We start from the raw sequence: 14,604 nt of genomic DNA, 5'->3' as shown, positions 1-14,604 counted from the left end.
GGCCAGGGCAGGGCCGTCTGGGCAGCGGGCGTCGGCGCGGGGCGAGGGGCGGTGGACCAGCGACTCAAGCCGGCCCCGCCGTCGCTGTGCCGCGGGCATGGCGGCGCTGGCGACCCTGGCAGGGTCGCCTCAGCTCGGGCGCGCGCTGGAACCGCATGGCCGGCAGCGTAGCGCAGCCCTCGCGGGCCTTGAATTAGGGGTGACAACGGCGGCGCGTGTCGCTTCCCCGGCCGCCATGACGTCTGTTGCAGAAGTCGATGACCCCCTTCGGAGGCCGCATGAAGCTCCTGACCCCCCGTCGCCTGCTGACGCTGGATGCGCTGTTCGCTCGCCGTGGCTGGGCGCGGGCCGGGGCCGAGCAGGGCGAGGGGCGCAAGGAGGGGGCGCTGGACACGCGCATGCCCGACGACGCCGATGTGCGGGAGCTGCAGGCGCTGGCCGGCGCGCATCGGGCGCGCCTGGCGGCCGAGATGGCGCTGCAGGAAGGCGCCGGCCGCCAGTACGCGCCGCGCGGCGAAAGCCAGGTGGTGGAGGCGCGGCGCGAGGTCGGCTGAGCGAGCGCGTCAGACCGGCGTCGGCAGCGCCATGCCGCGCTGCATGGCGTCGACATTGGCGATGAAGTTCTCCACCGTCGCCCGGATCGACTGCGGCGACCAGCCGGCGATGTGCGGGGTCAGGAGAACGTTGTCGAAAGCCAGCAGCGCGGCCGGTGGCTGCGGCTCGCCCTCGTAGACGTCGAGCGCCGCGCCGCCGATCACGCCGGCCGCCAGCGCCGCCGCCAGCGCGGCGGTGTCGATGCAGGAGCCGCGTGCGATGTTGACGACATGGCCGCCCGGTCCCAGCGCGGCCAGCACGTCGGCATCGACGATGTGGCGGGTGCCGTCGCCGCCGGGCGTGGCGACGACGAGGTCATCGGCCCAGGTGGCCAGTGCCGTGACGCTGTCGAACCAGGCGGCGCTGCCGGCGTCCTCGCGCGGGCGGCGGTTGTGATAGCCGATGACCATGCCGAAGGCCGCCGCGCGCGCGGCGATCTTGCGGCCGATGCCGCCCAGGCCGATCACGCCCAGCCGCCGGCCCGTGAAGTTGGGGAACAGCGGCAGGGCGTCGCGCCAGATGCCGGCGCGCAGCGCGCTGCCCAGCCGCGGCAGGGCGCGCACGCTGGCCAGCAGCAGGGCCATGGCGTGGTCGGCCACGCAGTCGTCATTGGTGCCGGCGCCGTTGCAGACGAGCACGCCACGCGCCTTGGCCGCAGCGACGTCGAGGTTCTCGTAGCCGGCGCCCTGGGCGGCCAGCAGCTTCAGCTTGGGCAGCACGGTGATCTCGGCGGCGCTGAAGCCGACCGAGCCATTGGTCAGCACCAGCTCGATCTCGTCGGCATGGGCCGCGATGGCCGCGGCGCGGCGCGCCGCGTCGGGCGCATCGATGACGTGAAAGCGGTCGTGCAGCAGGGCCTTGTGTTCTTCGGCGATGGCAACGAGCAGCAGCAGGGTGGTCATGGTGGTGGGACCGGTCGATTCAGAATGCGCACATCATGTCTGAACCCCTCTACTTCGCTTCGCCCGCGGAGTTTCGCGACTGGCTGGCCCAGCACGCTGCCACAGCCACAGAACTCATCGTCGGCTTCCACAAGGTTGCCAGCGGCGTGCCCAGCATGACCTGGCCCCAGTCGGTGGACGAGGCGCTGTGCGTCGGCTGGATCGACGGCGTGCGGAAGAGCGTCGACGAGCTGCGCTACCAGATCCGCTTCACGCCGCGGCGGGCGGGGTCGATTTGGAGCGCGATCAACATCGCCCGCGTCGAGGCGCTGACGGCCCAAGGGCGCATGCTGCCCGCGGGCGTCGCGGCCTTCGCCCGGCGCGAGGCGCACAAGAGCGCCGTCTACCTTTACGAGCTGAAGGGAGAGCCCGAGCTGCCGGCGGCGATGAAGAAGCGCTTCAAGGCCAGCAAGGCGGCCTGGACATGGTTTGAAAGCCAGCCACCGGGGTGGAAGCGTTCCACGCTGCGCTGGGTGCTGACGGCCAAGCAGGAGGCCACCCGTGAGCGCCGGCTGGAGCAGCTCATCGAGGCATCTGCCGCCGGTCAGCGTGTGCGCCCCTGAACCTGGGGTATGCCGAATCGCCTGCGCGACCTGGCGGGGGCCGACCATGACCGCCCCTCAAACCCGCTCCCCATCACGAACCGACCACCGCTGCCGCGCGCTCTTGCTGGCCCACGTCCGGGGGGAAACGCCCCCTGCCCTCCCCGCCCAGAGAAGGCCTTCAACTGCAAACTTGGCATTGATATTCATGGGTGATGCAGGGCCTTGAGGCCGACATCCTGGGCTCAGAACTTCGACTGTCCAGCGAAACGCTCCACCCTCGATGTAGGCCCAGAGACGATCAGCAGGTCGCCCGGCAGAATTCGCGTGTCAGGGTTGGCGTGCTGGAAATCCTCATTCGCACGCTTCACGCCGACAACCGTCACGCCGAACTTCTCTCGCACCCGCGACTCCGCCAGCGCTTGGCCGTGTGTGGGCGGCGGTGCCTGAATCTTGGCGATGGCAAAGCCGTCATCAAACTCGATGTAGTCGATCATCCGACCCGAGATCAGGTGGGCCACGCGTTCGCCCATGTCGGCTTCGGGGAACACGACATGGTGCGCGCCGATGCGTTGGGCGATCTTGCCGTGGTCCTCGGTGAGCGCCTTGACCCAGATGTCAGGGATGCCCAGCTCGCTCAGCGCCATCAGCGTCATCAGGCTGGCCGCAAGGTTGTCGCCGATGCCGACGATGGCGTGCCGGAAGTCAGCCAGGCCCAGCTGGCGCAGCACCATGACATTGGTGGCGTCGGCCTGCACGGCATGCGTCAGACGGTCGGCCCACGCCTGCACGGGGTCAGCGTCACGGTCGATGCCCATGACATCGTGTCCCAGGCTGACCAAGGACTGCGCCACTGCGCCGCCGAAGCGGCCCAGTCCGATGACGACGACGCTGTCGCCTTCGCCGAAGGCGAACTGCTCGGTGAACAATCTACCCAACAATTGGATGCTCCTCTGGATAGCGCCAGGCCATTCGTCGTTCTCCCAGCGCCAGCGATGTGGCCAAGGTGATCGTGCCGACCCGGCCGACGTACATCAACACGATCAAGGTGAGTTGGCCGACAGGCGGAAGTTCTGCGGTGATGCCGGTCGACAACCCGACCGTGCCGAAGGCTGAAATCACTTCGAAGATCACTCGATCCGTCGGCACGTCCGTCACCCGCAGCAGCACCATCGTGCCCGCCACCACCATGACGCTGCCCAGCACCAGCACGGTGATGGCCTGGCGCTGAGCGGCAAGGCAGACGCGGCGGCCGAAAGCCTCGCTGTCGGGGCGGCCGCGGATCTCGGCGACCACCAGCAGCAGCAGAATCGCGGCCGTGGTGACCTTGACGCCGCCGGCGGTGCCGGCGCTGCCTCCACCGATGAACATCAGCAGGAAGTGCACCGCCAGACTTTCCTGGGTCAGCGCGCCGGTATCGATCGAATTGAAGCCGGCCGTGCGGGCGGAGACGGACGCGAACAGGGCGGACATCAGCTTGTCGATGACACCCATCGGGCCCAGCGTGTTCGCGTTCGTCCCCTCGAAGACGAGGATGGCCACCGCACCGACGGCCAAAAGAACGCCACTCCCGACGAGCGTCAGCTTGGTGTGCAGTGACCAGTGCCGAGGGTCGCGGAACCGGCCACGCAGGTCCTGCATCACGGGAAAGCCGATGCCACCGATCACGATGCCGAGCATGATGGGCACCAACACCCAGGCGTCGCTGGCATAGCGCATCAGGCTGTCGCCATGGAGCGCAAATCCGGCGTTGTTGAACGCAGAGATCGCGTGGAACACGCCACTCCAGGCGGCGTCGGTCCAGCCCAGGCCATGGGCGACATGCAATCGCATGGCGAGTGCCATGGCCAGGCTCGACTCGCAGACCAGCGTGACGACCAGCACGACTCTTGCGATGCTTCCGACGTCGCCGAGGGCCACGCTGCGAGTCTCGGCCTGCGTCAGCATGCGTGAGCGCAGCCTGAGCGAGCGATTGACCATCAAGCCGAGGAGTGCTGCGGCGGTCATCAGGCCGAAACCGCCCAGCTGGAACAGCGCCAGGATCACGAACTGCCCGAAGCCGGACCAATAGCTGCCGGTGTCAACGACCACGAGACCCGTCACGCACACGGCGGAGACGGCCGTGAACAAGGCCGTCAGCCAAGGCGCCTGTTCGCCCTGCGCCTGCGCCACCGGCAGTCTGAGCAACAAGGTGCCCAACGCGATAAGCAGCAGGAACAGCAGCGCGACGGCGCGACTGGGATGAATGACGCGTGGAGTCGAGAACGACATGGGATGGCGATTCTGGGCAGCCTGAACCCTTCCAAGTCGGCCGCAGCGCACATCTTTACGTGATCTTGATGCGCACGGCTGAAGTCTTGTCGCGCGCTTGATTTGCGGGGCTGACCGCGGTGCATTCCAGGGAGGTGCGTCCACTACAGTGACACTGTGACGAGCACGACACGAGCACGATCAAGCACACCTTCGGTCAGTCAGGCCGCCGGCGTTTGGCGCGGCTTGGCTGGCGTCACCGGCATCTGCCTGGCTGCAGCGGGCGTCGCGTGGTTGCTGGCATCGGTCGTTGACAACGCCAGTCTGGTGCTGGTGTTCCTGCTGGCGGTCGTTGTGTCCGCGTCGATCTTCGGGCGGGCGCCGGCACTGTTCGCCGCCGGCCTGAGCGTGCTGCTGTTCAACTTCATGTTCGTTCCACCCCGCTTCTCGCTGACGGTGTCCGACGAACGGTTCCTGTTCACCTTCGCCGTGATGCTGATGGTCGGTCTCGTCGTCGGCCAGCTGACGGCCGGTCTGAAGGCGCAGGCCAGCGCGGCACGCGGCAGCGAGGAGCGGGTTCTAAACCTCTACGGCATCTCGGCCGACCTCGGTCGCGCCTTGACCGTTGAGCAAGTGGCGGAGATCGTCGACACGTTTGTTGTGCGGCAGTTCGGGCAAGGCGTCGTCATGTGGGTCCGGGATCGCAGCGGACGGCTGCAAGCGGTGCTGGGTACGCCCGACGTGGGTTTGTCCGCCCTCGCTTCACGGGTCGTTGCGGTGTCCGCAGACGCCGTGACGGCGGCAGATCGCCGCAGCTCGGACGACGCCGTCGTCCTGCCCCTGCGTGGCACGATGGCCGTGCGGGGCGCGCTGGCGGTGGTCAGGGCCGAGGGTGTGGCCGCGCCCTTGGAAGGCCGACAGTTGCTCGAGACCTGTTCCGCCCTGGTGGGTAGCGCCCTGGAGCGCATCCACTACATCGAGGTGGCGCGTGACAGCGCGGTCCAGATCGAGGGCGAACGCCTGCGCAACTCGCTGCTGTCGGCGATCTCGCATGATCTGAGGACACCGCTCGCGTCGATGGTGGGGCTGTCGGAGTCGCTGCAGCTGACGGGTCCGAGGTTGAGTCCCGATCAAGCCAGCATGGCCACCGCCATGGCGGCCACGGCGCGACGCATGAGCGCCCTGGTCAACAACCTGTTGGAGATGGCACGACTTGAATCCGGTGCGGTGTGTCTGGACCTGCAATGGCAGCCTGTCGAAGAGGTTCTGGGCTCGGCCCTTGCGGCGGTGGAGTCCGTGATGGCGCGTCACGCAATCGACGTCGTCATTCCCGAGAACATGGCGCTGGTCCGGTTCGACGCCGTCTTGATGGAGCGAGTGCTCGTCAATCTGCTGGAGAACGCTGCGCGCTACACGCCGACCGGAGCGCGCATCCGCATCGCCGCGAGGGTCGAGGACGACAGCTTCGAGCTGGTCGTCGCGGACAACGGACCCGGACTGCCGCGCGGGCGGGAGGCGGAGATGTTCCACATGTTCGAGCGCGGTCGACGCGAGAGCGCAACGCCTGGGGTCGGTCTGGGACTGGCCCTGTGCCATGCCATCGTCGAAGCCCATGACGGGACGATCACAGCGGGGAACGCGCCCGAAGGCGGGGCACGTTTCGTGATACGGCTTCCCCAAGGGCAGCCCCCGGTTCTGCCCGCGGCCGATGCGCTTGCCGAGCGAGGCGAGTCATGATGGGCATCGCCGCCCCGCCGGTGGCCGGCGCGCGCGTGCTCGTCGTCGAAGACGAGGCGGACATTCGCCGGTTCGTGCGCCTGGCGCTGGTATCGGAAGGTCACGACGTGACGGAGGCGTCGAGTGTGCAGCGTGGGCTGATCGATGCGGGCACCCGGCCGCCGGACCTGGTTGTCCTGGACCTTGGGCTTCCGGACGGCGATGGCGTGGATTTCATCCGTGAGTTTCGAACCTGGTCCTCCGTGCCGATACTGGTTCTGTCTGCGCGAGCAGGAGAGGCTGCCAAGGTACAGGCGCTCGACGCCGGCGCGGACGACTACCTGGTCAAGCCCTTCGGGTCCGCCGAACTCCTCGCCAGAGCCCGGGCCCACCTGCGGCGTCGTCAGCAGATCACCGGCACTGCCGGAGCCCTGGTGTGCTTTGGCGATGTCACGCTGGACCGTGCGCATCGGCGTGTCACGCGCGCCGGGCAGTTGGTGCACCTCACGCCGATTGAATACCGCTTGCTTGCCCTGCTCACGGCGCGACCTGAACGCGTACTGACCCACCGCCATCTGCTACAGGAACTCTGGGGGCCCAGCCATGCAGACGACGCGCACTATCTGCGTGTGCACATGGGCAATCTGCGCAAGAAGATCGAGCACGATCCCTCCCGTCCCAGATGGCTCGTCACGGAGATCGGCGTTGGCTATCGATTTGTGTCAGAGGCCGGCTGAGCAGGGTGCAGGGCATGGCCAGGCGTCTGCGCTATCTCCGGCATCGCCTGAGCCGGTGCGCGCGCGCTGCGGTGTGCGAGCGACCGTTTATGGATGGTGAGTTTGGCTAGACCGATGCCGCCGATGCCGCCGATGGGGCGATAGCTGCCGGCGGCATGCGCATCGGCGGGCGGCATCCGGCAGGACCGCGCCCGCCTGCCCTAGGCAAGCAGCCTGAACAGCATGTTCGGGTGGATGGCCAGGTTCATGAGCCCGGCAAAACCCATCAGCACCCCGCCCAGGGTAGGCACCATGGCGACGATCAACAATGGCCACAGGTGCGTCAACGCCGTCACGGCCAGCAGTGCGATGGCGATGGCCAGCAGCGCATCGGACAGGTCGAACTGGTCGTCGCGCTTGTTCAGCATCTCGTAGTTGGCCTGCGCGTTCTCGGCGAGCGCGCGCAGCTCGTCGCGCTTCGTCAACTGGTCGGCCTGCTTGGCGCGGTAGCCGGCGATGGCCTTGTCGTAGTCGGCGGCATGCGCCGGGCTCGCGGCGGCCCGGGCGAGTTCGAGCTGGGTGGCCGCCTGCTCGGCCACGTCGGCGCGGATGGTGCGCGCCTGGTAGTAGGCCCAGTAGTCCAGCTTGTCCACCTGGGCCTGCTGCATGGCCTGCACGATGTTGTCGTCCTTGACCTTGCAGATGCCCAGGAAGGTCGCCAGGATGGCCACGGTCACGGCGACGACGGCGTTCAGGCGGTCGGCACTGGCTTGCTTGGCGGCGCTGGCGGCGCGGTCGATGACGTCTTGGGGGTCGAGCATGGGGGCCTGTCGTGTTGCAGCCCGTGTCTGTGTCAATGGACCGCTCGCAGTTCCCGTGAAGTCGCCTGGTCGGGCCGGGTGCCGAGGCCGGCGCCGTTCATGCCTGCACGACGTTGCGCCCCTGGCTCTTGGCGCGGTAGAGCGCCGCGTCGGCGCGGGCCAGCACCGCGTCGGCGCTGGCGTCACCGCGCTTGGCCTCGGCGATGCCGAAGCTGGCGCTCAGCGGCCAGTCCTGCTCCAGCCAGCGCAGCGGGGTGCGGTCAACCAGATGGCGCATGCGCTCGGCCACCAGCGCGGCCCCGGCGATGTCGGTGTCGGGCAGCAGCACGCAGAACTCCTCGCCGCCCAGGCGCCCAAAACGGTCCACCTCGCGCACGCAGGGCTGCAGCTCCTTGGCCATCTGGCGCAGCGCGGCGTCGCCGGCGGCGTGGCCGAGGCTGTCGTTGAGTTGTTTGAAGCGGTCCATGTCGATCATGACCAGGGCGTAGCCGCGGCCGCGCGCCAGCCAGGCGTGGGCGTGCGCCAGCGCCTGGTCGAAGGCGCGGCGGTTGAGCGTGTCGGTCAACGAGTCGCGCTCCAGCAGGCGCTCGATGCGCAGGATCAGTCGCATCAGCACGAGGAAGGCCAGCGTTGCGTTCTGCAGCAGCGTCAGCACCAGTGCGGCCCACAGGAAGGCGAGGTTGAACGCGGTCGGTACGCGGATGCCGGGCAGGGGGCCGGGGGTGTTGAAGGATTCCACGCAGCGCACCGCCATCAGCAGCGCGATGAGGAAGAGCGGCAATGTCAGTGGCGCCGGTGTGCGCCGGCCGTTGCCGCGGCGACCCAGCGCGAGCCAGGCGCTGGTGCCCGCCGCCAGCGACAGGCCCGCGCCCGCGCCGTTGACGATGCGTGTCTGCCAGTGCCGGCCGGCGTCATCCGGCAGGGCGAACAGCAGCAGGGCGGCGCCGGCAACGACGATGGCCCCCGGCTTCCAGACCAGCTGGCGCGTCGTGATGCCCGAGACCGCCGCACCCAGCAAGGCGAAGGAGGCCACGGACAGCACGTCAGCGGGCCACTGGGTGAGGGCGTCGGGCAGCACGCCGCGCAGCGCATGCAGCGTCAGCGACAGCGCAGCAGCCGCGTTCGCGCACGCCATGGCCAGCGAGGCCCGCGGCGCGATGCGTGCGATCAGCGCCAGGCCCAGCCAGACCAGCGTCGACACGCCGGCCACCAGGATGATGCTGGCCAGCAGGGTCTGGGTCTGTGCGGTGGTGATCATGCGGTCGCCACGGCGTCCAGCGCTGCCGCCACGCAGACACGGTTGCGACCCTCGGCCTTGGCGCGGTAGAGCTCGGCGTCGGCGCGCGCCAGGCAGATCTCGCCCTGGGCATCGCCTGCCACCGGCAGTGCCACGCCGAAGCTGGCCGACAGGTTGAGCTCGATGCCTTTCCAGTGCAGCGGCTGCGCGGCAAGCTGGCTGCGCAGCCGCTCGGCCACGGCGGCGGCCGTGGCCAGGTCGCTCGGCGAGCCGATGGGCAGCAGCACGCAGAACTCCTCGCCGCCCAGGCGCCCGAGACGGTCCATCTCGCGCAGGCCGGCCTGCCAGACGCGCACGCAGTGCTGCAGCGCCGCGTCGCCGGCCTGGTGGCCATGGGCGTCGTTGATGCGCTTGAAGTGATCGATGTCGATCATCGCCAGCGCAAAGCCGTGGCCGCGCTGCAGCTGGGCCTGGGCCTCGGTCAGCGCCTGCTCGAAGGCGCGGCGGTTGAGGGCGCCGGTCAGCGGGTCACGGTAGGTCAGATGCTGGATGCGCATGATGACGCGCCAGATCATCAGCGCGATCAGGCTCAGCGTGATGCTGACCGTGAGCACCAGCCACAGCGCGGCACGCACCGGCGAAGGCAGGGCCTGGCTGGCGGCGTCGCCCGCACCACCGGAGATCAGCAACAGCTCGGCCGCATGCGCCATGCCGAGCAGGACCAGCGCCGCAAAGGGCAGCGTCATGCAGGCCGTGATGGCGGTGGAGAGCTGGCTGCCGACGCCGCGTACGACCTCCCGCGCCGCGAACAGCGCCAGCACCGTGACGCTGAGCGTGCCGGCCAGCGAGGGTGCCAGGCCCGAGCCGCTGGCCAGGCCGAGCGTGACACCCAGCATGCCCAGGCCGGCAACCCAGGCCACGTCGCGGGAGCGCTGGCGGCTGCGCAGCATGCGGCGCAGTGCCAGCAGCAGCAGCACCATGCAGGCCAGCAGGCTGAACTCCGGCACTGCCTGCCGCAGCAGCACGGGCCAGCCTGCCATGCAGTCGCCGCAGCCCTGCGCAACGATGCGCACCAGATGGGCCGCCGCCATCAGTCGCCCGGCGCGCGGTGCGATGCGGAAGACCTGGGCCAGCGTCAACCAGGCCAGCGCCGCCATCAGATTGAGGAGGGCGCTGACCTTCAGGACCGTCGGGACGTCGAGGAATTCCATGCAGCTCGGGATGGGGGCGGCGCATCTTCCCCGACAACGCCACAATGCCGGCCATGTCGGCTTGGGTATTGATCACCGGGGGCTCGCGGGGCATTGGCTGCGCGACAGCGCTGCGTTGCGCCGAGGCAGGCTGGGACGTGGCCATCAACTTCGCCCAGGATAGCGGCGCCGCTGACGCGCTGGCGGCCAGATTGCACGGACTGGGCCGCCGCGCGCTGACCTTGCAGGCCGACGTCGCCGACGCGGCCCAGGTGGCGGCGATGTTCGAGCGCCTGGACGCGGCCGGTGGCCGGCTGGCGGGCCTGGTCAACAACGCCGGCATCGTGGCGCCGGCCGCGCGGCTGGAGGCGATGACGCTGCAGCGCTGGCGCCGCCTCTTCGACGTCAACGTCATCGGCACGCTGCTGTGCTGCCAGCAGGCGGCGCGCCGCATGAGCACGGCGCGGGGCGGCGCGGGCGGCGCCATCGTCAACCTGAGTTCACGTGCGGCCGAGTACGGCTCGGCCGGCATCTATGTGGACTACGCTGCCACCAAGGGCGCGATCGACACGCTGACCCGCGGCCTGGCGCGCGAGCTGATCGCCGAAGGCATCCGCGTTAACGGCGTGCGCCCCGGCATCATCGAGACCGACATCCACGCCGCCAGCGGCATGGACGCCAGCGGCGCCGCCGCCGCCATTCCGATCCAGCGGCTAGGCCGCGCTGAAGAGGTCGCCGAGGCCATCGCCTGGCTGCTGTCCGATGCCGCGAGCTACACGGTCGGCGCGCTGCTGGACGTCGCCGGCGGACGCTAGCGTTTCTCGATGAGTGTCGCCTCGACGCCGCCGTCATCGCGCAGGCGCGCGGCCGTTGCGCGCGCTTCATCGGCGCTTGGGAAAGGGCCGGCGCGCAGCTGGTGGCGGCCGGCCTCGCGCACGATGGTCAGCAGCGGCAGCAGGCCGAGGTCGGCCTCCGCGACGCGCTGGCGCTGGGCTTCGGCGCCATCGAGCTTGCTGAAGGCGCCGAACTGCAGCCAGTGGCCGCCAGCGCTGGCGCCGCGCGTGGTCTCACGCTGCGGTGCGCCCTGCGGCGACTCGGGCACGTAGACGGGGGCGGGTTCGCCGGCCGCCGGAGACCAGGTCCCGGCGCGGATCTCGGCATAGGTGATGCGCCGGACTTCGACGGGGGCGACGCCGCGCAGCAAGTCGAGCTTGAGCGCCGCCGTGTAGCTCAGGTCGATGATGCGACCCTTGTGAAAGGGGCCGCGGTCGTTGACGCGCACGACGATCTCGCGGCCGTTGGCCGGGTTGCGCACGCGGGCATAGCTGGGGATGGGCAGCGTGGGGTGGGCGGCCGTCATTGCATACATGTTGTAGACCTCGCCGTTGGCGGTCGGTCGCCCGTGGAACTTGCGGCCGTACCAGGAGGCGAGGCCGCGCTCTGCGTAGGCGGCGTCCGTGGTGATGGGTTGGTAGCGCTCACCGAATATCTCGTAGGGCTTGTTGGGGCCGCCGATGCGGATGGCTTCCAGCCGCGGCACGGCATCGGGCACGCGGGACAGGTCGGTCGGCGGGCTGGCCGGCGGCCCGTCGCGGTCCGCGGGTGCCGGTGTGCGCGTCGCGCAGCCGCTCAGCAGCACCAGCGCCAGCACCAGCGCCAGCACCAGCACCAGTGAATTGGCCGGTGCGGGCCCAGTATGCTGCGCGCTGTCCTTGCAATGTCCAAGCCATGCCATGAGCAATTTCGTCTTTCCTCCGGCCGAGATTCCCAGCGCCGCCGTGCGCGGTACGGACGCACGCTATGCGGTCAGCCGCATCTTCTGCGTCGGCCGCAACTATGCCGATCATGCCCGCGAGATGGGCGCCGACCCGACGCGCGAGCCACCGTTCTACTTCACCAAGCCGGCCACGGCCTTGGTGTCGTCGGTGGCCCCGGCCGGCGCGACCGTGCCCTACCCGACCGAGACCCGCAACTACCACTACGAGATGGAGCTGGTGCTGGCCATCGGCGCGCCGGTGTTCAAGGTCAGGCCCGAGGCGGCCGTTGCGGCCATCTGGGGTTATGCGGCCGGGCTGGACATGACGCGCCGCGACCTGCAGGCGGCGGCCAAGGCGGCCGGCAAGCCCTGGGACACGGCCAAGGGCTTCGACCAGTCCGCCATCCTTGGCGACATCGTGCGCGTGGGTGACATCGGCCGGCTGGACAAGGGCGCCATCACGCTGAGCGTCAATGGTGTCGAGAAGCAGCGCGGCGACCTGGCCGACATGATCTGGAACCAGGCCGAGATCGTCTCCAACCTGTCGCACCTCTATCACCTGCACCCCGGTGACCTGATCTACACCGGCACGCCGGCGGGCGTGGGCGCCGTGGTGGCCGGCGACGTGCTGGTGGGCCGCATCGAAGGGCTGGGCGAGATCACGCTGACGGTGGGGCCGGCCGAGTGATGGAGAACGAAACGCTGCAAGGCGCGCGCGAACGCAACATCCGCGACGCGCTGGCCGAGGACATCGGCCGCTGCGACTGGACCGCGCAGTTGGTGCCCGCGGGCCGGCGCGTCAATGCGCTGGTGCGTGTGCGCGAGGCGGCGGTGCTGTGCGGGCGCGACTGGTTCGACGGCGTGTTCGCCGCGCTGGACCCGACCAGCCAGATCGAGTGGCTGTACGACGAAGGCGCGCCGATGGCGGCGGACACGCTGGTCTGCCGTATCCAGGCGGACGGCCGCGCGCTGCTGTCGGCCGAGCGGCCGGCGCTGAACTTCCTGCAGCTGCTGTCGGGCACCGCGACCCTCACGCGCGCCCATGTCGACGCGGTGGCCGGCGCCAGCCCCAACCCGAACGGCTGCGCCGTGCTCGACACGCGCAAGACCATCCCGGGCCTGCGCCTGGCGCAGAAGTACGCGGTACGCGTCGGCGGCGGGCAGAACCAGCGGCTGGCGCTGTATGCAGGCATCCTGATCAAGGAGAACCATATCGCCGCGGCCGGCGGCGTGGGCCCCGCCCTGCGTGCGGCGCAGGCCTTGAACGCCGCCGTGGACATCCAGATCGAAGTCGAGACCATCGCGCAGCTGCACGAGGCGCTGGACGCGGGCGCCGTCAGCGTGCTGCTGGACAACTTCAGCGAGGCGCAGATGCGCGAGGCCGTGGTGGTCAATGCTGGGCGCGCGCTGCTGGAGGTGTCGGGCGGCGTCGCGCTGGACCAGCTGCGCTGGATCGCCGCCACCGGCGTGGACCGCATCTCCATCGGCCGGCTGACCAAGGATGTCAGAGCCGTGGACTATTCGATGCGGGTGCTCGGGCCGGTTTGAGTCTCAGAGCCAACGCCGCACGCGCCGCCGGTAATCCGCATAGTCGGCGCCGAACTTCCGGTGCAGCGCGGCCTCCTCGAACGGGATATACCAGGTCTGCGCCGCAATGAAGAACAGCAGCGGGCCGGCCCCTGCCGACAGCACGCCCAGGGCAAGCGCTGCGCCGCACAGCGCCAGCAGCATGCCCAGGTACATCGGGTTGCGGCTGAAGCGGAACAGGCCGCCGGTGACGATGCTCGTGGGTTCGTCGAAGGTGCGGATCTGCGTGCCCGTGCGGCGGAACAGGCGCGCATGCCATTGGGCGATGGCGACGCCGGTGGCGACAAGCGCCAACCCGGCGATGCGCAGCGGCAGGCTGGCAAAGTCCCGCAGCGGCATGAGCTGTTGCAGCGCGATCATCAGCAGGATGCAGGCGATGAAGAGAAGCGGAGGCAGGGGATGACGCATGGGCAGCAAATGCAAGACGGTGGGGTCGCCAGCCTGCCAGCCGGCGCGCCGCTGCGCATTAACCCAGGTTCAGTGCCACCGTCGGCCTTCGACATCCTGTGCGCCCTGGCCGGCAGCGATCTGCCGGAGCGCGCGACGCTGGAGCAGGCGCTGCGCCCGCGCCGGCTGGCGCGTGGCGAGCGGCTGTTCGAGGCCGGCGTGCCGCTGCGGGAGGTGTTCGTGCCGCGCGACGGGATCATCAAGCTGATCTACGAGACCGCCGGCGGCGATGCCTGGGTCAAGGCCTTCGTGACCGCCGGCCAGTGCTTTGCCAGCGTGACCGCGCTGAGCCCCGGCGGGCGCAGCAGCTTCGCCGCCGTGGCGGAGACCGCCGCGATGGTCGACATGCTGCCCTATGCCGTGCTGCAGGACCTGGCCGGGCGCCATCCGCCCTGGCAATGCGCGCTGACCCAGGCCTTCCGGCTTTACGGCGAACGCAAGGAGAGGCGCGAGATGCAGCTGTTGACGCTGACGCCCGAGCAGCGCTACGAATGCTTCCTGCGCGAGCAGCCACAGCTGGTGGCATTGCTGAAGCAGCGCGACATCGCCAGCTACATCCGCGTCACGCCGGTGGCGTTGAGCCGCATCAAGGCCCGGCTGGCCAAGGCAGCACGCTGACGCTGCCTTTCGGCGACTTCTGCATAGGGTCGTCGGGCCCCACGCATCGCCGTCCCCTCGGGGGACCGCGCGTGTAGCCGTGAGCGAGGGGCTCCACCCGGGCCGAGCGCCGGGCCGCTCCCAAGCCGGCCCGTCCGGCGATGTGCGCGCGGGGCCTCCCCCGCGAGCATCGCCGTCCCCTCGGGGGAC

Annotated in this window: 16 protein-coding genes; 8 read left to right on the top strand and 8 right to left on the bottom strand. The window is 69.7% G+C overall.

All coding sequences use genetic code 11. The features are described 5' to 3' along the window. The first annotated feature begins 278 nt into the window (after positions 1–278). Positions 279–554 carry a hypothetical protein gene (locus ACT6S0_RS22065; RefSeq protein ID WP_444765917.1) on the top strand — a complete coding sequence of 92 codons (276 nt, stop codon included), beginning with the start codon at positions 279–281 and terminating at the stop codon, positions 552–554. A 9-nt stretch (positions 555–563) separates the two neighbouring features. Here ACT6S0_RS22065 and ACT6S0_RS22060 read toward each other — a convergent pair whose 3' ends face one another. After that, positions 564–1,496: an NAD(P)-dependent oxidoreductase gene (locus tag ACT6S0_RS22060; protein ID WP_444765916.1), complete on the bottom strand. Its 933-nt coding sequence runs from the start codon at positions 1,494–1,496 to the stop codon at positions 564–566. A 35-nt stretch (positions 1,497–1,531) separates the two neighbouring features. Between ACT6S0_RS22060 and ACT6S0_RS22055 the strand changes: the two genes are divergently transcribed. Beyond that, positions 1,532–2,098 (top strand): YdeI/OmpD-associated family protein, encoded by a 567-nt coding sequence (locus ACT6S0_RS22055; RefSeq protein ID WP_444765915.1) that lies wholly within the window; start codon positions 1,532–1,534, stop codon positions 2,096–2,098. 224 nt (positions 2,099–2,322) lie between these two features. On the opposite strand, the gene ACT6S0_RS22050 is transcribed toward ACT6S0_RS22055, so the two are convergent. Continuing rightward, complete coding sequence (locus ACT6S0_RS22050) at positions 2,323–3,018, bottom strand: potassium channel family protein (protein ID WP_444765914.1); 696 nt, start codon at positions 3,016–3,018, stop codon at positions 2,323–2,325. Continuing rightward, positions 3,008–4,348: a TrkH family potassium uptake protein gene (locus tag ACT6S0_RS22045; protein WP_444765913.1), complete on the bottom strand. Its 1,341-nt coding sequence runs from the start codon at positions 4,346–4,348 to the stop codon at positions 3,008–3,010. Before ACT6S0_RS22045 ends, ACT6S0_RS22050 begins: the two co-directional genes overlap by 11 nt. Positions 4,349–4,573: 225 nt before the next feature. Between ACT6S0_RS22045 and ACT6S0_RS22040 the strand changes: the two genes are divergently transcribed. Beyond that, a complete protein-coding gene (locus ACT6S0_RS22040) occupies positions 4,574–6,064 on the top strand; it encodes a DUF4118 domain-containing protein (protein WP_444765912.1) in 1,491 nt (496 codons plus the stop codon). Beyond that, positions 6,064–6,780, top strand: coding sequence for a response regulator (locus tag ACT6S0_RS22035; protein ID WP_444765911.1), 717 nt, complete (start codon positions 6,064–6,066; stop codon positions 6,778–6,780). The genes ACT6S0_RS22040 and ACT6S0_RS22035 overlap by 1 nt, the downstream gene beginning before the upstream one ends. Positions 6,781–6,980: 200 nt before the next feature. Here the strand turns inward: ACT6S0_RS22035 and ACT6S0_RS22030 are convergent, their stop codons facing one another. The 3 genes from ACT6S0_RS22030 to ACT6S0_RS22020 all read right to left on the bottom strand — a co-directional run bounded on the left by ACT6S0_RS22030 (position 6,981) and on the right by ACT6S0_RS22020 (position 10,028). Further along, positions 6,981–7,580: a DUF4337 domain-containing protein gene (locus ACT6S0_RS22030; protein ID WP_444765910.1), complete on the bottom strand. Its 600-nt coding sequence runs from the start codon at positions 7,578–7,580 to the stop codon at positions 6,981–6,983. Positions 7,581–7,677: 97 nt separating this feature from the next. After that, positions 7,678–8,838: a diguanylate cyclase domain-containing protein gene (locus ACT6S0_RS22025; RefSeq protein WP_444765909.1), complete on the bottom strand. Its 1,161-nt coding sequence runs from the start codon at positions 8,836–8,838 to the stop codon at positions 7,678–7,680. Next, on the bottom strand, positions 8,835–10,028 hold the full coding sequence (locus ACT6S0_RS22020) for a GGDEF domain-containing protein (RefSeq protein WP_444765908.1): 1,194 nt from the start codon (positions 10,026–10,028) through the stop codon (positions 8,835–8,837). Before ACT6S0_RS22020 ends, ACT6S0_RS22025 begins: the two co-directional genes overlap by 4 nt. A 53-nt stretch (positions 10,029–10,081) precedes the next feature. Here ACT6S0_RS22020 and ACT6S0_RS22015 point away from each other — a divergent pair, with 53 nt between their 5' ends. Then, positions 10,082–10,822, top strand: a complete 741-nt coding sequence (locus tag ACT6S0_RS22015) for an SDR family oxidoreductase (RefSeq protein WP_444765907.1) — start codon at positions 10,082–10,084, stop codon at positions 10,820–10,822. Here ACT6S0_RS22015 and ACT6S0_RS22010 read toward each other — a convergent pair. After that, entirely contained in the window at positions 10,819–11,742 is a 924-nt protein-coding gene (locus ACT6S0_RS22010; RefSeq protein ID WP_444765906.1) for a septal ring lytic transglycosylase RlpA family protein, read from the bottom strand. The two genes, ACT6S0_RS22015 and ACT6S0_RS22010, sit on opposite strands and share 4 nt — an antisense overlap. Here ACT6S0_RS22010 and ACT6S0_RS22005 point away from each other — a divergent pair. Both ACT6S0_RS22005 and nadC read left to right on the top strand, forming a co-directional pair. Next, the gene (locus tag ACT6S0_RS22005) at positions 11,741–12,451 is read left to right on the top strand and encodes a fumarylacetoacetate hydrolase family protein (protein ID WP_444765905.1); all 711 of its coding nucleotides are present in this window, start codon (positions 11,741–11,743) and stop codon (positions 12,449–12,451) included. The genes ACT6S0_RS22010 and ACT6S0_RS22005 overlap by 2 nt on opposite strands. Continuing rightward, positions 12,451–13,311 (top strand): carboxylating nicotinate-nucleotide diphosphorylase, encoded by an 861-nt coding sequence (gene nadC / locus ACT6S0_RS22000; protein WP_444765918.1) that lies wholly within the window; start codon positions 12,451–12,453, stop codon positions 13,309–13,311. The genes ACT6S0_RS22005 and nadC overlap by 1 nt, the downstream gene beginning before the upstream one ends. 3 nt (positions 13,312–13,314) lie before the next feature. On the opposite strand, the gene ACT6S0_RS21995 is transcribed toward nadC, so the two are convergent. Beyond that, positions 13,315–13,758 carry a methyltransferase family protein gene (locus tag ACT6S0_RS21995; protein ID WP_444765904.1) on the bottom strand — a complete coding sequence of 148 codons (444 nt, stop codon included), beginning with the start codon at positions 13,756–13,758 and terminating at the stop codon, positions 13,315–13,317. A 9-nt stretch (positions 13,759–13,767) separates the two neighbouring features. Here ACT6S0_RS21995 and ACT6S0_RS21990 point away from each other — a divergent pair, with 9 nt between their 5' ends. Then, positions 13,768–14,415, top strand: a complete 648-nt coding sequence (locus tag ACT6S0_RS21990; protein ID WP_444765903.1) for a Crp/Fnr family transcriptional regulator — start codon at positions 13,768–13,770, stop codon at positions 14,413–14,415. Positions 14,416–14,604: the final 189 nt, after the last annotated feature.

Origin of the sequence: Roseateles sp. (assembly GCF_052436255.1) — a bacterium.
Classification (GTDB): Bacteria; Pseudomonadota; Gammaproteobacteria; order Burkholderiales; family Burkholderiaceae_C; genus Pelomonas.
Note: the sequence above shows the minus strand (reverse complement) of the source record. Positions and strands in the feature narration are given on the sequence as shown.

Bases quoted from the DNA above. Each gene is read 5' to 3' on its own strand.
- ACT6S0_RS22065 (WP_444765917.1), top strand. From the start codon at position 279: ATGAAGCTCCTGACCCCCCGTCGCCTGCTGACGCTGGATGCGCTGTTC.
- ACT6S0_RS22060 (WP_444765916.1), bottom strand. From the start codon at position 1,496: ATGACCACCCTGCTGCTGCTCGTTGCCATCGCCGAAGAACACAAGGCC.
- ACT6S0_RS22055 (WP_444765915.1), top strand. From the start codon at position 1,532: ATGTCTGAACCCCTCTACTTCGCTTCGCCCGCGGAGTTTCGCGACTGG.
- ACT6S0_RS22045 (WP_444765913.1), bottom strand. From the start codon at position 4,348: ATGTCGTTCTCGACTCCACGCGTCATTCATCCCAGTCGCGCCGTCGCG.
- ACT6S0_RS22035 (WP_444765911.1), top strand. From the start codon at position 6,064: ATGGGCATCGCCGCCCCGCCGGTGGCCGGCGCGCGCGTGCTCGTCGTC.
- ACT6S0_RS22030 (WP_444765910.1), bottom strand. From the start codon at position 7,580: ATGCTCGACCCCCAAGACGTCATCGACCGCGCCGCCAGCGCCGCCAAG.
- ACT6S0_RS22025 (WP_444765909.1), bottom strand. From the start codon at position 8,838: ATGATCACCACCGCACAGACCCAGACCCTGCTGGCCAGCATCATCCTG.
- ACT6S0_RS22020 (WP_444765908.1), bottom strand. From the start codon at position 10,028: ATGGAATTCCTCGACGTCCCGACGGTCCTGAAGGTCAGCGCCCTCCTC.
- ACT6S0_RS22015 (WP_444765907.1), top strand. From the start codon at position 10,082: ATGTCGGCTTGGGTATTGATCACCGGGGGCTCGCGGGGCATTGGCTGC.
- ACT6S0_RS22005 (WP_444765905.1), top strand. From the start codon at position 11,741: ATGAGCAATTTCGTCTTTCCTCCGGCCGAGATTCCCAGCGCCGCCGTG.
- ACT6S0_RS22010 (WP_444765906.1), bottom strand. From the start codon at position 11,742: ATGGCATGGCTTGGACATTGCAAGGACAGCGCGCAGCATACTGGGCCC.
- nadC (WP_444765918.1), top strand. From the start codon at position 12,451: ATGGAGAACGAAACGCTGCAAGGCGCGCGCGAACGCAACATCCGCGAC.
- ACT6S0_RS21995 (WP_444765904.1), bottom strand. From the start codon at position 13,758: ATGCGTCATCCCCTGCCTCCGCTTCTCTTCATCGCCTGCATCCTGCTG.
- ACT6S0_RS21990 (WP_444765903.1), top strand. From the start codon at position 13,768: ATGCAAGACGGTGGGGTCGCCAGCCTGCCAGCCGGCGCGCCGCTGCGC.